The organism is Aeromonas sobria, assembly GCF_000820145.1.
In the GTDB taxonomy this organism is placed as follows: Bacteria; Pseudomonadota; Gammaproteobacteria; order Enterobacterales; family Aeromonadaceae; genus Aeromonas; species Aeromonas sobria.
The window spans coordinates 92822-107485 of sequence record NZ_CDBW01000041.1; the positions used below are offsets into that span (position 1 = coordinate 92822).

General features: G+C 56.0%; 17 protein-coding genes. 5 read left to right on the forward strand and 12 right to left on the reverse strand.

Annotated elements, in window-relative coordinates:
- Positions 1 to 233: 233 nt before the first annotated feature.
- Positions 234 to 356, reverse strand: coding sequence for a hypothetical protein (locus BN1135_RS22585; protein ID WP_263053674.1), 123 nt, complete (start codon positions 354 to 356; stop codon positions 234 to 236).
- A 459-nt stretch (positions 357 to 815) separates the two neighbouring features.
- Between BN1135_RS22585 and BN1135_RS17730 the strand changes: the two genes are divergently transcribed.
- Positions 816 to 1556, forward strand: a complete 741-nt coding sequence (locus BN1135_RS17730) for a DUF2189 domain-containing protein (protein ID WP_042023344.1) — start codon at positions 816 to 818, stop codon at positions 1554 to 1556.
- A 16-nt stretch (positions 1557 to 1572) separates the two neighbouring features.
- Entirely contained in the window at positions 1573 to 2256 is a 684-nt protein-coding gene (locus BN1135_RS17735; RefSeq protein ID WP_042023346.1) for a DUF2987 domain-containing protein, read from the forward strand.
- Positions 2257 to 2359: 103 nt separating this feature from the next.
- Here BN1135_RS17735 and ttcA read toward each other — a convergent pair whose 3' ends face one another.
- The 11 genes from ttcA to ccoN all read right to left on the reverse strand — a co-directional run bounded on the left by ttcA (position 2360) and on the right by ccoN (position 12620).
- Complete coding sequence (ttcA, locus tag BN1135_RS17740; RefSeq protein WP_042023349.1) at positions 2360 to 3268, reverse strand: tRNA 2-thiocytidine(32) synthetase TtcA; 909 nt, start codon at positions 3266 to 3268, stop codon at positions 2360 to 2362.
- Between the two features lie 88 nt (positions 3269 to 3356).
- On the reverse strand, positions 3357 to 4298 hold the full coding sequence (gene uspE, locus BN1135_RS17745; RefSeq protein WP_042023351.1) for a universal stress protein UspE: 942 nt from the start codon (positions 4296 to 4298) through the stop codon (positions 3357 to 3359).
- Positions 4299 to 4445: 147 nt separating this feature from the next.
- Positions 4446 to 5201, reverse strand: a complete 756-nt coding sequence (locus BN1135_RS17750; protein ID WP_042023353.1) for an FNR family transcription factor — start codon at positions 5199 to 5201, stop codon at positions 4446 to 4448.
- A 68-nt stretch (positions 5202 to 5269) separates the two neighbouring features.
- Positions 5270 to 5956, reverse strand: coding sequence for a sulfite exporter TauE/SafE family protein (locus tag BN1135_RS17755; RefSeq protein WP_042023357.1), 687 nt, complete (start codon positions 5954 to 5956; stop codon positions 5270 to 5272).
- Positions 5940 to 6128 (reverse strand): cbb3-type cytochrome oxidase assembly protein CcoS, encoded by a 189-nt coding sequence (ccoS, locus tag BN1135_RS17760; RefSeq protein WP_042023359.1) that lies wholly within the window; start codon positions 6126 to 6128, stop codon positions 5940 to 5942. The genes BN1135_RS17755 and ccoS overlap by 17 nt, the downstream gene beginning before the upstream one ends.
- A 139-nt stretch (positions 6129 to 6267) precedes the next feature.
- Positions 6268 to 8664 carry a heavy metal translocating P-type ATPase gene (locus tag BN1135_RS17765; protein WP_042023360.1) on the reverse strand — a complete coding sequence of 799 codons (2397 nt, stop codon included), beginning with the start codon at positions 8662 to 8664 and terminating at the stop codon, positions 6268 to 6270.
- Between the two features lie 86 nt (positions 8665 to 8750).
- Positions 8751 to 9251: a FixH family protein gene (locus BN1135_RS17770; RefSeq protein ID WP_223290157.1), complete on the reverse strand. Its 501-nt coding sequence runs from the start codon at positions 9249 to 9251 to the stop codon at positions 8751 to 8753.
- A gap of 140 nt (positions 9252 to 9391) precedes the next feature.
- Complete coding sequence (gene ccoP, locus BN1135_RS17775; protein ID WP_042023362.1) at positions 9392 to 10375, reverse strand: cytochrome-c oxidase, cbb3-type subunit III; 984 nt, start codon at positions 10373 to 10375, stop codon at positions 9392 to 9394.
- Positions 10372 to 10554 (reverse strand): CcoQ/FixQ family Cbb3-type cytochrome c oxidase assembly chaperone, encoded by a 183-nt coding sequence (locus tag BN1135_RS17780; RefSeq protein ID WP_042023364.1) that lies wholly within the window; start codon positions 10552 to 10554, stop codon positions 10372 to 10374. The genes ccoP and BN1135_RS17780 overlap by 4 nt, the downstream gene beginning before the upstream one ends.
- 10 nt (positions 10555 to 10564) lie before the next feature.
- On the reverse strand, positions 10565 to 11179 hold the full coding sequence (ccoO, locus tag BN1135_RS17785) for a cytochrome-c oxidase, cbb3-type subunit II (protein WP_042023367.1): 615 nt from the start codon (positions 11177 to 11179) through the stop codon (positions 10565 to 10567).
- Positions 11180 to 11195: 16 nt separating this feature from the next.
- Positions 11196 to 12620, reverse strand: a complete 1425-nt coding sequence (gene ccoN / locus BN1135_RS17790; RefSeq protein ID WP_042023370.1) for a cytochrome-c oxidase, cbb3-type subunit I — start codon at positions 12618 to 12620, stop codon at positions 11196 to 11198.
- A 280-nt stretch (positions 12621 to 12900) separates the two neighbouring features.
- Here ccoN and BN1135_RS17795 point away from each other — a divergent pair, with 280 nt between their 5' ends.
- From BN1135_RS17795 to proQ, 3 genes are all read left to right on the forward strand, one after another.
- Positions 12901 to 13362, forward strand: a complete 462-nt coding sequence (locus BN1135_RS17795) for a hypothetical protein (RefSeq protein WP_042023373.1) — start codon at positions 12901 to 12903, stop codon at positions 13360 to 13362.
- Positions 13363 to 13460: 98 nt separating this feature from the next.
- The gene (locus tag BN1135_RS17800; RefSeq protein ID WP_042023375.1) at positions 13461 to 13919 is read left to right on the forward strand and encodes a GAF domain-containing protein; all 459 of its coding nucleotides are present in this window, start codon (positions 13461 to 13463) and stop codon (positions 13917 to 13919) included.
- 102 nt (positions 13920 to 14021) lie between these two features.
- Entirely contained in the window at positions 14022 to 14660 is a 639-nt protein-coding gene (proQ, locus tag BN1135_RS17805) for an RNA chaperone ProQ (protein ID WP_042023376.1), read from the forward strand.
- The last annotated feature ends 4 nt before the right edge of the window (positions 14661 to 14664 follow it).

Sequence of the window (14664 nt, forward strand, 5' to 3'; positions counted from 1 at the left end):
TCATGTTCATAGAAATCATGAGGGTATCCTACCTTTGCCTTCACTTGCAAATAGGTTACTAGCTCTAACGAGTCTGGTCACGCATTTCAATGCATGAGTGTTCACATTTATCAACTTTTGATATCTGCAGGTGGGGGGCCGTTGTGATTAGGCCTCGCAGAGGTGATGACGAAGAAAAGGGAGCTATTGCTCCCTTAATTCATTGATCCCGTCAGGGTACGTAAAAAGCAGACTTAACCGGCCTTGGCCACCATGGCTTTAAGTTGCAGGAAGTACTGCTCGTAGAGGCGGGAGGCGTCCCCTACATCAGACTGGAACTCCCCCTTGCGCTTGATCTCGTCGCTCGGGAAGACCATGGGGTTGTTGCGAAATGCCGGGGTGAGCAGGGGAGTGGCATCCTTGACCGGGTGGGGTAGCCAATTGCTTCGGCCACCTTGGCGACCACATCGGGGCGCAGCAGGGTGCGCTTGCCACCGCTGGAGGAACCCTGCAGGGTAAGAAACTCACCGTCATAGGTCTCAAGATCAAGATCAAGGTTGGTCAGGATCCGCTTGCCATCGGATATTTTGCTGATATTGTTCAGCGCAACAATGACTTGTGGGTTGTTCATCATCCGCCGGTCTCACCACTAGGCAGTGGCCATCGTGTTGAAAGAGGGCCGCGTTCTATGCCGCGAGCACCTGAAATCGAAGGCTTTTTCGTCGAGTTTCACCCTGCGTGGTCAGGAAAAACGGCTACGAATAGCGGGCTAAACCGTTATAATGCGCCACCTGATTTGATCGTTTTCGATATTGGATAGTCAATTGAGTAATAAAATGCGTATTGGCGGCTCCCTTGAGCAGTCTCTGAACCAGGGTTATCGCCTTGATGTAAAAGCAGTCATCCAGGAGGGTTGGAAACAGACCCGCAGCAATGGACTCGGTCTGTTGCTGGCCACTGTCGGGGTGACGGCAATCTGGATCCTGTTCAGCAATACGTTGCTGGTGCCCTATCTTGGCGGCGACGATGAGCAGATGAATGTGGCCATGCTACTAAGCCTCCTTATCACCGTGGTCATGGCCCCCATGACCAGCTCCCTCGATATGTTGGGATTGCAGCAAGCGGTCGGGGTTCGGGCCCGGGCGAATCAGGTGTTCGACTTTTTCCGCCACTTTGTGCGCCTTGGCATGTTGAGCCTGCTGGGCAGCGCCTTGACCAGCCTGTTCGGGCCCTTGTTCGATCTGGTGGGATTGCCAGCGGTGCTGGCCTTTATTCCCTCGGCCCTGATCGGCATGGGGCTGGTGTTCACCGTACCGCTGGTGCTGGAACGTGGCCTGACGCCACCTCAGGCCATTTTGGTCTCTCTCAAGCTCTTTGTACGCGGTTGGCCCAGCATAGTGCTGTTTCACAGCGTGATGGCTGTACTGCTGTTGGTGGCGCTGATCCCCATGGGGTTGGGTCTTATCTGGGTGGCACCGCTCTACTTTAACTGTAAGGGGATCCTCTATCGCGATCTCTGCGGAGTGGGGGTAGAGGTCAATGAGGTGACAGAAGGCCCCAACCATTTCAATGCATGATGCAAAAGGATCTTGAATGACTCGTTATGGAGTGACCTCGGCCGTGCGCCATACCCTGCTGGCCAGTCTGTTGTTGCCAGCCGTGGCGATGGCCGCGCCGACGCTGGATCTGCAATACAGCACCTTCTACAGCCAGATGAAGACTTTTGCCAAGGGCGAGTTTGGCCACGCTAGGCTGGGCTTTTATCTGACCGATCCGCAAAATGGTCAGCTTTGTGGTCTGGTCTCCGCTCGGGTGTCCACCCAGGACAAGCAGGTGCCCGCCGAAGTGACGGTAGACAGCGAGCTGCGGTTGCCATTTGATAATGACTTGAACCTCGACAAAGGCACAGTGGTGGTCACCCTCAAGGAGCCTCATAAGAGCTGCGATCTGGCGGTGCAGGTGATGGCCGATGCACCGAACGGGCCCGAACTGCCGCTGGCGGAGCTGGCGGCCCGTCAGCAACAGATGCAGTCACTGCTCGACAAGATGGCGGGGATGGTCGGCAAGCACTTCTTGCCGAAGATGGAGGGGGTGCGGATTGCACTGGTTGAACCAAGTGGCACTGCGTACCTCAAGGATGGCGATCGTCAAGAGGCGCTTCCCTGGCAGCATGGGCAGTTGCTACTGAGCAACGAGCAGCTGACAGACTTCGCCGCCGGGCAGCTGATGGTGCAGGGCGAGGTGTTGCGACTGACCCCCTGGCTGCACAAGGGCTGATGCCGGTGGCGCTGTCACGCCAGTGACAGGTACATCAAGAAAGCAAAAAAGGAGCGATAATCGCTCCTTTTTTATTGGGTGGCGTTTGCCATGTGATAGCGGCTTAGCGCACTTCAATCACATCCAGCATGTCCATCTCGTCGATGTCCAGCAGCGGGGCCTTTGGCAGCTCGGGCGGATCAAACGCCTTGTCACCACCATCGATGATGCCGGAGTCGCGGTTGATGCTCTTGAAGTCAAACAGCTTGTGATCGAGCAGGTGGCTCGGGATCACGTCCTGAATGGCGGTGAACATGGTTTCGATACGGCCGGGGAAGCGGCGATCCCAATCCTGCATCATCTGCTTGATGGCTTGACGCTGCAGATTCTCCTGGGAGCCGCACAGGTTGCACGGGATGATGGGGAAGGATTTCACCTCGGCATAGCGAATGAGATCTTTCTCTTTGCAGTAGGCCAGCGGTCGGATCACCACGTTCTTGCCATCGTCGCTCACCAGCTTGGGCGGCATGGACTTGAGCTTGCCACCGTAGAACATGTTGAGAAACAGGGTCTCGAGGATGTCGTCACGGTGGTGACCGAGGGCAATCTTGGTGCAGCCCAGCTCCAGGGCGGTGCGGTACAGAATACCGCGGCGCAGCCGTGAGCAGAGTGCGCAGGTGGTTTTGCCTTCCGGTACCTTATCCTTGACGATGGAGTAGGTATCTTCCTCGACAATCTTGTACTCGATGCCGAGTGAGGCGAGGTATTCAGGCAGCACATGCTCGGGAAAACCGGGCTGTTTCTGATCAAGATTGACCGCTATCAGATCAAAATGAATAGGGGCGCTGGCTTTGAGGCTCATCAGTATGTCGAGCATACCGAAGCTGTCCTTGCCGCCGGAGAGGCAGACCATGACCTTGTCGCCCTCTTCAATCATGTTGAAGTCGGCAATGGCCTGACCCACGTTGCGCCGCAGGCGCTTTTGCAGTTTGTTAAAACTGTATTTATCTTTGGCGTTCAGCTCTTCTAGCATGCTCGTAAAACCCGGGACACAAATAAGCGCGTTATTATAGCCATGTCCCGGGGGAGGGCAAGATACCTCGCGCAAAGGCGAGTTACGATTACGTGCTACGGCTGTCGATCGGGCAGCTGTAATCGGCCGGTTTGAGGACCAAAATGTCGCATGATAGCCGGTCAATCACATGTTCGGCGGTATTGCCGAGCAATGCGGCAGAGAGACCTGTTCGACCGACACACCCCATGATCATCAAGGTCGCCTTGAGATCTTCGGCCATGTCCGGCAGCACCTCTTCAGGCAGCCCCTCTGCTACCCGGGTCCAGAGAGGACCGATCCCGAACTTGTCGGCATGGGCGAGCATCAGGCTTTCATGGTGCTTGCGGATTGCCTCGTTGTAGGCGTTGGGGTCAAACTCGGGTAGCTCGATGGCTACATTGACCGGCGTGCCCGGGTAGGTATTGACCAGATAGAGGTTGGATCCGAGCAGTTCGGCGATATCGCTGCCCTCTTGAGTGATCCGTTCGTTGAGCAGTTTCTGATCGAGGTCGTCGCTTGAGCAGTTGATGGCGGCGATGATATTGCCATCCCGCCGCCAGAGCCCTTCTTTGACCAGCAGCACAGGGCAGGGACATTTGCGCAGCAGATGCCAGTCGGTCGGGGTAAAAATGAAGGTTTGCAGGAAGCTGTGATGATGGGTGGCCTTGACCACCAGATCGTGGCGCTGTTCCAGCACTTCCTGAATGATGCATTCGAAGGGGCGATTGTGCCAGATCACTTTCACTTCACAGTCGATCCCCTTTGCTCGATAGGGGGTGAGGATTTCGTCCAGCCATTCACGTCGTTGTGAAATGACGCCATGACGCATCTCTTGCCGCTCGTCCACCGACAGCATGGCAGTCATTTCATACGAGAAGTCATAGATGGTGAGCAGCAGGGTCAGATGGGCATTTTCGTCCAGCTCGGCGACCTTCACTGCCCGTTCGAGGGCGATTTGACGCTCCTCCTCCGGGTTGATAACCACCAGAATATTTTGATATTTGACCATCTTCTCCTCCTTGGAAAAGTCCAATGACAGCAGAATCTTAGCTTCTATAGCTTAGCGCAGGAGGAGGGGGGCTGGAATGTACCGGATCACATTCAGGGGAAAGGATCCGGCAGATAAAGAGAAGAAAAGAGGGGAGATGTGGCGAAATCAGCCGCAAGCAGGACGTGTCGCGCCTGCCATCACACCGAGCGCAACCTGATCGAGTACTGTGATGTATTTGCCTTTGACGCCGATAAGCCCCGACTTTTGGAAACGACCTAGCAGTCGACTGATGGTCTCGACGGTAAGACCCAGATAGTTACCGATGTCGCCGCGGGTCATGGCCAGTCGAAACTCTTTGGCAGAGAAGCCGCGCTCGGAAAAGCGTACCGACAGGTTGTGCAAGAAGGCGGCCAGCCGCTCCTCGGCATTTTTCTTGGAGAGCAGCAGGATCATCTCCTGATCGCCCATTATTTCGTTGCTCATCAGCCGCATGATCTGCTGACGCAGCTTGGGCATTTTGCCAGACAGATCATCGAGTATTTCAAACGGGATTTCGCACACCATGGCCGTTTCCAGCGCCTGGGCGAAGGAGGGATGTGCTTGTCGGTGAATGGCATCAAAACCCACCAGATCACCTGCCAGATGAAACGCGGTTATCTGCTCATCCCCTTGCTCGGTGATGGTATAAGACTTGATGGTCCCGGAACGAATAGCATAGAGCGATTTGAACTCATCACCGGCCTTGAACAGTTCTTCACCCTTCTGGATCGGCTTTTTACGCTCGATGATGCTATCCAGCTGATCAAGCTCATTCTCGTTCAGGGTAAAGGGGATGCAGAGCTGACTTATGCTGCAATCCTGGCAATGAATTGCACAGCCACCGCTCTGGATACGTCTGCCTGGTTTCTTTTCCGGGATCATAGGCTCATACGAATAATTGATTTATATCAAACAAGTTTACCATCAACTCATCCGTTTTGGATAGGGTTTCAAAAGGAAGCAATGCCAATCCACAGGGTATGGACTCCGAACAAAATGAGCAGCAGGGCACCGCCAAGGCGCAAACTGCGTAATGTCAGCCAGTATCTCAGGCGATCGGCAAGCCCCCCCAGCGCAAACAAGGTGGGTAGGGTACCGAGACCAAAAAAGAGCATGATCAGCGCTCCGCCACTGGCCGAACCAGCCGCCGCGCTCCAGGTCAGCATGGAGTAGACCAGCCCGCAGGGCAGCCAGCCCCACACCATACCAAAGGGCAGCGCCTGCAGCGGTGAGGTGAAGGGGAGAAACTTGCCCGCCAGCGGTTTGATATGGGGCCACAGCCTGGCGCCGAGCCGTTCCAGCAGCAAGATCCCCTGCCACCAGCCCGCCAGATAGAGGCCAAGTGCAATCATCAACAATGCTGCCACGAGGCGTAATCCGGCGATGGCGTGTTTGCCTGCGCCAAGTTCGCTGGTGGTCGCCAGCAGTCCACCCACCAGCGCGCCAGCCATCACATAACTCAGGATCCGGCCGAGGTTGTAGTTGAGCAGATAAGCGAGCCGCCCCCAGAAGTGCTGCTTGTTGGCAGGGATTGCCATGGATAGCGCGGCAGAAACGCCACCGCACATGCCGATACAGTGGGCGGAGCCTGCCAGACCTACCAGCAGGGCCCCTGCCAGATCAAGGCTGTGAGTCATGGTCAGCAGGCTTTGCGGGTTTGCGGGCGGGTTGATCTTCGTCAAAAAGGATATTGGAACCTTGCCGGTCGAGATCTTCAAACTGCTCGGAGCGAATGGCCCAGAAGAAGACGACCCCGGCGATGATCACAAACAGGATGGCGATGGGGATCAGGACAAAAATTATGTTCATGAGAGGTACCCAGGTATTCATCTTTGGCAAGCGTCCCCTATGGTAACCCTGTTCGGGCAGGGGGCCAGCCGCTATCAGTTAGAAATGTGGCCTGCATCGGAGGCAGGCCACATTTGCACCTATTTATCTGACGGTTTGCTTATCGGTTGAGACGCATGGAGTTGGTCACCACGATGAGCGAGCTGAGTGACATGCCAGCCGCCGCCAGATAGGGGGGCAGCCAGCCGCAGGCCGCCAGCGGCAACACCAGCAGGTTGTAGCCGATGGACCAGCTGAAGTTCTCGATGATGATCTTGCGGGTACGCATTGCCAGCACTCTGGCGCCGAGCAGTCGGCTCAAGTCATCAGCCAGCAGGATGGCATCGGCGCTGTTCTTCGCCAGATCGGTGCCGCCGGCCATGGCGAACGAGGCGTGTGCCCCGGCCAGCACGGGGGCGTCGTTGATGCCATCGCCCACCATGATGCTGATATCCCCTTGGGCTTCACGGGCCTTGAGGTAGGCCAACTTGCCATCGGGTGAAACCCCCTTGACCAGCTCGTCGACACCCAGCTCGCGGGCAATCTCGTCTGCTTGCAGAGAGCTGTCCCCCGTGAGTACGGTGGTTTGCAAACCGGCCGCCTTGAATGCCGCGATCAGCGCCTTGGCATCGGGACGCAGGGTATCTTCCAGATTGAAACGGGCCAATACCTGCTGCTCGTCGGCCAGATAGATAGCCAGACCGCGGCCGCGCTCTTGTGCCGGATCCAGCCCAAGCCAGCGCGCGCTGCCGATGCGGTAGCGTGCGCCGTCCACCAGCGCAGTGATGCCGTGACCGATGACAGGGCTGATGTCTGTGGTATGGGGCAGCACAGTAACGCTATCGGCGGGCAGCCGGAAGGCGCGGGCAATCGGGTGTTCGGATTGCGCTTCCAGTGCTCTGGCGATGGCGAGGCAGTGCGTCTCGTCAACCTCTGCCAATATGGTGATGCCCGTCAAGCTGATTTCGCCGGTCGTTAACGTGCCGGTCTTGTCCATCACGATCCGGTTGGCTTTGGTCAGAATATCCAGGACATGGCCCCGGCGCAGCAAAACACCATTACGAGTCAGATTGGCGGTGGCGGAGGTCAGTGCCGTCGGGGTGGCCAGCGACAGGGCGCAGGGGCAGGTGGCGACCAGCACGGCGAGGGTGACCCAGAACGCCTGCTCCGGTTGATGAAAGTGCCAGAAGGTCCAGACCGCCGCGGCAATGATCAGCAGTACCAGAATAAAGTGGCGTGACAGCTTATCCGCCATCTGGGCGATGGCCGGTTTGTCGTCAAGGGCATGATCTTGCAGCCGCATGATCTGGGCGATCCGCGACTCTTCGATACGGTGGCTGACCCGGATCTGCAGCGGGGCATCGGTATTGATGGTGCCGGCATAGACCTGATCATCGCGCTGTTTGAGCAGAGGCAGCTGCTCGCCAGTCAGCATGGATTCGTTGAGGCTGGCTTGCCCTTCAATAATGATGCCGTCGGCCGGCAAGGTAGCACCGGCCAGCACCCGTACCCGATCGCCGACTTGCAAGGTCTTGGCCGCCACTTCATGTTCCCCTTCATCATCGATGCGGGTCGCCATGATGGGTACCAGCCGTGCCAGGTTGGAGCTCGATTCCGACGCCTTGCGCCGGGCCCGCAACTCGAGAAAACGGCCCAGCAGCAGGAAGAAGACGAACATGGTGATGGAGTCGTAATAGACCTCGCCGGTATTGAACACGGTGGCCCACATGGAGGCGACAAAAGCACCGATCAGCGCCAGCGACACCGATACATCCATCGACAGATGACCCTGTTTCAGGCTACGCCAGGCATTGATGTAAAAGGGCTGGGCCGAGTAGATCATGATGGGGGTGGAGAGCAACAGGCTGATCCACTTGAAGTAGACCATGAACTCCTCTTCGACGCTGATGAAAAGATCCATGTAGAGGGCCACAGCGCACATCATGACCTGCATCGAGCCCAGCCCTGCCAGTGCCAACCGGAACATGTAGCTGCGCACCTCTTTGGCGTAGAGCGCTTCCTGTTGATGGGCCTGAAACGGGTAGGCACGATAGCCAATCTGGGCGAAGCCCTTGAGGATGTCGCTGAGAGATAGCTGGGCGGGATCCCATTTGATGCGAGCGCGATGGGTGGTGGTGTTGACGTTGATATAGCGCAGACCGCTTAACGTCATCAGGTGGCGCTCGATAAGCCAGGCACAGGCGGCGCAGGTGAGCCCCTCAACCGTCAGCTGGATTTCGCGGATTGTCTGGTTACCAGTACCACTGTCGGTGACAAACTCCTGCTGTATCTCGGCCAGATCGTAGTGGCTGAGGGCGGCCAGCTCCTCGGGAACTAGATCTCCCCTGGTGCCGGGGGCGGTGCGGTGATCGTAGTAACTGGCGAGGCCGCACTCCATGATGGTTTCCGCCACCGCCTGACAGCCGGGGCAGCACATGGGACGGACTATCCCTTTTATCTCCAGCGCATAGTGACTATTGGCGGGTACTGGCTCACTACAATGGAAGCAAGAGGTCATGGTTTATGGCCCCCTGAATGAAGAATGCGAGCAGCAGGGTTGATGGCGAGCACCGGCTCGCCACAGTGAGAACAGCCGGTCATGGCTTAGCGTCCTTTCGGATCGAGTTCGACAGGTGACTGGGTTGGCAGTTGTACCGTCTCTTGCAAGCGCCACTGGTGATCGAAGGCATCGACCCGGATATGCCATTTTCCGACCAGCGGCTTGTCGAAATGGAAGCGATAGGTGCCACTGGCATCGGCGGTGATCAGGTGTTCGCTATCCTGTCCGGCCAACGTCGGGTGGAACAATGAGAGATAAAGAGCTTGCCCGGCGGGAATATCGCCGCTGATGGGTTTGAGAGTCAGCTCGTGACCGTCAACCTCCAGCCCAAAGCGGATATTGAGGGCTTCAGAGCGGTCAAACTTGCTCAAATCCTGATTGATCTCTTTCCCTTGTTTGTAATAGTCCTCGGCCACCAGATTGACGCCATCTTTACTGGCAATAATGGCGGTGGCGATGCCTGCGATCACCGCTGTGCTTGGCAGGGCGATGATAAACCAGGGCCAGAATTGGCGATACCATGGCTTGATGATGGGCTGGGTCATGATTGCTACTACCGTGAAACGAATGATTAACGTGGAAGATGGTGTTTACGCAACACAAGATAACAAAAAGCCTCGAGTAGTCGAGGCTTTTTGCTGTGTAATCACGTGTTTATCACATGTTACATCTTTATAGGCGAACTTTATTTGGCAGACTGCTGATGAGACAGACTGTAAACGTAGGAGGCCAGCAGGTGGACCTTATCCTCACCCAGAATGTCCTTCCAGGCAGGCATCACGCCGTGGCGACCATGAGTGATGGTCTGTACCACTACCTCGCGGGAACCACCGTAGAGCCAGGTGTTGTTTGTCAGGTCTGGTGCACCGACGGCGATACCCCCCTTGGCATCGGCCCCGTGGCAGGCAGCGCAGATGGTAAAGCGGGCTTCACCTTTCTTCGCTTCCACCAGGTCGACCTTGCGACCGGAGAGGCTCAGCACATAGGATGCTACTTCTTGCACGCCATCCTTGCCGAGGATTTCACCCCAGGCAGCCATTATCCCCTGACGACCGCCCATGATGGTGGTTTTGATGTTCTCCGGCTGACCGCCCCATTGCCATTCGCTGTCGGTCAGGTTCGGGAAACCGCGACCACCACGGGCATCGGAGCCGTGACACTGGGAACAGTTCTGCAGGAACAGACGCTGACCCACTTTCAGGGCTTCCGGATCCTTGGCAATCTCGGTAATGGCACGATAGGTCTTGCCATCCGCTTCATAGGTGAGTTCACGGAACTTGGCGCCGTAGATCTCGTCAGCCTTGGCAACCTCGCGGTCATACTCCACCGCACGACCTTCGGCCTTGGCCGATTCGGTCGCCGCTTTGGACTCTGCCAGTGAGCGAACATCCTGGTTGGAGCTCTGCCAGCCCAGCACCCCTTTCCAGTTACCCAGACCAGGGAAGGCGACCAGGTAGATCAGACCGGTGACGATGAAGAAGAGGAACATATAGGTCCACCACTTCGGCAGCGGGTTGTTGATCTCCTCGATGCCATCGAAGGCGTGGCCCATCGGCTTGCCTTCTTCAACACCCATCTTGTCCTTGAGGCACCACATCAGCAGCAAGAAGCAGCCGAGAATGGTTCCCAAGGTAATGACGGTTACGAAAATACTAAACAGAGTGCTCATTCTTGTTTCGCTCCTGCGTTCTTTTTATCAGCACCGGGTTGCTCATCATCGGCAAAAACCAGATTGGCAGCCTCGTCGAAAGAGGTCTTGCGGCGTTTGCTGTAAGCCCAGACGATGATGCCAATCATGATGACCATCAACAGCAGGGTATACAGACCGCGAAATGTGCCGTAGTCCATTTTAGGCTCCTTATTTCAGGGCATGACCCAGTGATTGCAGATAGGCCACCAGCGCTTCCAGCTCGGTTTTGCCCTTGACTGCCTCGCTCGCACCTTGAATATCGGCATCGGTGTAAGGCACCCCAAAGTGGTCACGGAACAGCGCCAGCTTCTTGGCGGTCAGCTCGCCGGTCAGCACGTTGGTGTCAAGCCAGGGGTAACCTGGCATGTTGGATTCCGGTACCACATCACGCGGATTGATCAGGTGAGCACGGTGCCAGGCATCGGAGTAACGACCGCCAACACGGGCCAGATCCGGACCCGTACGCTTGGATCCCCACAGGAAGGGGTGCTCCCAGACGCTCTCACCGGCGACCGAGTAGTGACCGTAACGCTCGGTCTCGGCACGGAACGGACGGATCATCTGGCTGTGGCAGTTGGTGCAGCCTTCGCGAATGAAGATGTCGCGCCCTTCCATCTGCAGGGCGGTGTAGGGCTTGAGACCCTCCACTGGCTCGGTGGTCTGCTTTTGGAAGAACAGCGGGGTGATTTCAACAAGGCCCCCAAGGCTGATGGCGAAGATGATGCCGACCACCAGCATGGGAACGCTTTTTTCAAATATTTCGTGACGGTTATTGTTGCTCATGGGTTGACCTCTTCAATCATGCTGGCTGGGCGACAGGTTCCAGGGAACCTTTGGGCGCAGTGATGGTGCGATAGGCGTTGTAAGCCATCAGCAACATGCCGGTGACGAAGAAGCAGCCTCCCAGGAAGCGCACGAAATAGAAGGGATAGGATGCCTGTAGCGCTTCAACGAAGCTGTAGGTCAGGGTGCCGTCTTCGTTGACTGCACGCCACATTAGCCCCTGCATCACGCCGGAAATCCACATGGCAACGATGTAGAGCACGGTACCGACCGTTGCCAGCCAGAAGTGCACGTTGATCAATCGGATGCTGTACATCCGGCCCTGATCGAACAGGTTCGGGATCAGATGGTAAACCGCACCGATGGAGACCATGGCAACCCAACCCAGCGCACCGGAGTGAACATGGCCTATGGTCCAGTCGGTGTAGTGGGAGAGGGCGTTGACGGTTTTAATCGCCATCATCGGGCCTTCGAAGGTCGACATGCCATAGAACGACAGGGAGACGATCAGGAAGCGCAGGATGGGGTCATAACGCAGTTTGTGCCAGGCACCGGAGAGGGTCATGATGCCGTTGATCATGCCGCCCCAGGAGGGCACGAACAGGATCAGGGACATCACCATGCCCAGAGACTGAGCCCAGTCAGGCAGCGCGGTGTAGTGCAGGTGATGGGGACCGGCCCAGATATAGAGGGAGATCAGCGCCCAGAAGTGCACGATGGAGAGGCGATAGGAGTAAACCGGACGACCCGCCTGCTTGGGCACAAAGTAGTACATCATGCCAAGGAAGCCGGCAGTCAGCAGAAAGCCTACCGCGTTGTGGCCATACCACCACTGCACCATGGCGTCCATGGCGCCGGAGTACATGGAGTAGGACTTCATGCCGGAGAGCGGCACTTCCATGTTGTTGACGATATGCAGCACCGCAACGGTGATGATGAAGGCACCGAAGAACCAGTTCGCCACGTAGATGTGGGAGGTGGTGCGTTTCATCAGGGTGCCGAAGAAGACGATGGCATAGGCGACCCATACCACTGTGATGGCGATATCAATCGGCCACTCCAGCTCGGCATACTCTTTGGCGGAGGTGTAACCCAGCGGCAGAGAGATGGCGGCAGAGAGGATTATCGCTTGCCAGCCCCAGAACACGAAGGAGGCGAGACGGCCACCGAACAGTCTGACTTGGCAGGTGCGTTGTACCACGTAAAACGAGGTGGCCATCAGTGCGCTGACGCCGAAGGCGAAGATCACTGCGTTGGTGTGGAGGGGCCGCAGACGACTGTAAGTCAGCCACGGAGTGTCGAAGTTGAGGGCAGGCCAGATCAACTGGGCTGCGATCAGTACGCCAACCGACATGCCGACAATTCCCCAGACAATCGTCATGACGGTAAACTGGCGAACAACGGTGTAGTTGTACTCAGGGTGGTTTGTTGTATGGCTCATCGTTATATTCCGCTTCCGATGCTGCTGTTGTTTGGTTTTGTATCCGGACAACCGGACTGGCTTCATCGAACTACCGCCCTCGCTTGTTAACACCTGTTAACGAAAGGAAAAGCAAAAGATAGTTAAATGAAAACTTCATGGGAATGATACTGAACTGACAGGTAAAATAACAGTATAAACAGTGATATATTTGGCTCCGCCGCGCCCGTTTTTAGGGCTCTTTACCTTGTCCGAGATCACAAAAATACTATTTTTATTACACCTTATCGGGGCTGTTTGAATGAAAGAGAAATTGAGTGCACGTAAAGTATTCCACCTCTCACTGGTGCTGGCGCTACTGTTGGCGCTGGTGGCCTACCGCACCTGGTTTTCGGTTGATAACAGTGCAACGGTTGATCAGATAAAAGATCAGATTTGTGATCTTTCCCACAGCAGTTGCAGCGAATTGATTGGTGGCAAGTCGTTGACCGCGGCGATTAGTGAGTTACCGGTACGTGCAGAACAGGACTTTATCGTGCGCCTGACAGGTGGTGATCCGGCCATCAAGCCGGTAAAAGCCTGGCTCGAAGGCAGAGATATGTTTATGGGCTCCATTCCGGTGAGCTTTGAACAAATAGCAGGGGGGTGGCAGGGCACTACTCTGGTGGGGAGTTGCACCTCTTCCATGATGGTGTGGCTACTCAATATTGAATGGAGCAATGGACAACGTCAGCAATTAGTGCTGTCAGTGGCGCGGGAATAACGCCACCGTGGCTGATGGTTACCGTGAAAAAATATTTGAAATTTTCCTGTCAGGCGTTACCTTGCCTGCAAGCCACAGGGAGTGAAATCGATTTAATCATGATTGAAAAAACACAGTTTTACCGCACCTTCAACCGGCAAGCCAAGGCGTTGCTTGAGGGGGAAACCGATCTGATTGCCAATTTGGCCAACCTGTCAGCGCTACTTGGACAGGAACTGACCGATATCAACTGGGTCGGTTTTTATCTGTTGCAAGGGGACACCCTGGTGTTGGGACCATTTCAGGGCAAACCGGCCTGCGTGCGCATTCCGGTCGGTCGTGGTGTATGTGGTACGGCAGTCGCAGAGGGCAAGACCCAGCTGGTGGACGATGTGCATCAGTTTGACGGGCATATTGCCTGTGACGGGGCCAGTAATGCTGAAATTGTCATTCCGGTGCGCCGTCATGGCGAGATCATCGGGGTGCTGGATATCGATAGTCCGATTTTTAACCGTTTCGACCAGCAAGACCGGATTGGACTCGAAGAAACAGTACAAATTTTGGAAAGCATGCTTTAAGTCATTGCTAGATGGTTCGCAAAAGGCCCCAAGCTCTCTATAATGGGGCCTTTGTTGTGCTCGGGTTATGCCCGTGCGTTTATATGAAAGCCAAGGTTATACATGGAAAACACTGAGAAGCTGAAGAACAGTAAAGAGATCGTTGCCTACCTGGTCGAGAAATTCCCGGCCTGCTTCGTTGCTGAAGGAGAGGCCAAGCCGCTCAAGATTGGCATCTTCCAGGATTTGGCCGAGCGTCTTGCTGACGATGCCAGAGTCTCCAAGACCATGCTGCGTTCTGCACTGCGTCAATACACCTCCAGCTGGCGCTATCTGCACGGCCTCAAAGCTGGCCAGGCTCGTGTAGACCTGGACGGTAACCCGGGCGAAGTGCTGACCGAAGAGCACATCGAGCATGCCAAGCAAGCGCTCAAAGAAAGCAAAGAGCGTGTGTTTGCCAGCCGTCGCACCAACACCAAAGAGAAGGACGAAAAGGCCAAAAAGCCCCGCCGTCCTGCTGCGCGTAAAGCTGAAAAAGCTGACGTAGCTGCCAAGCCGAAGGTTGAAGCCAAAGCGCCGGTAGCAGAAGCGCCGCTGGTCAAAGTGGATGCCGCTACGCTGAAAGTTGGGCAGGATGTACGAGTCGTCATGGGCAGGTTCCCGGTTCCGGCAACTATCAAGGAAGTGACCAAGGATGATGTGCAGGTCCAACTGCAGACTGGCATGATGGTGCGGGTCAAATCAGAGCACTTGGTTCTCTAAGGAG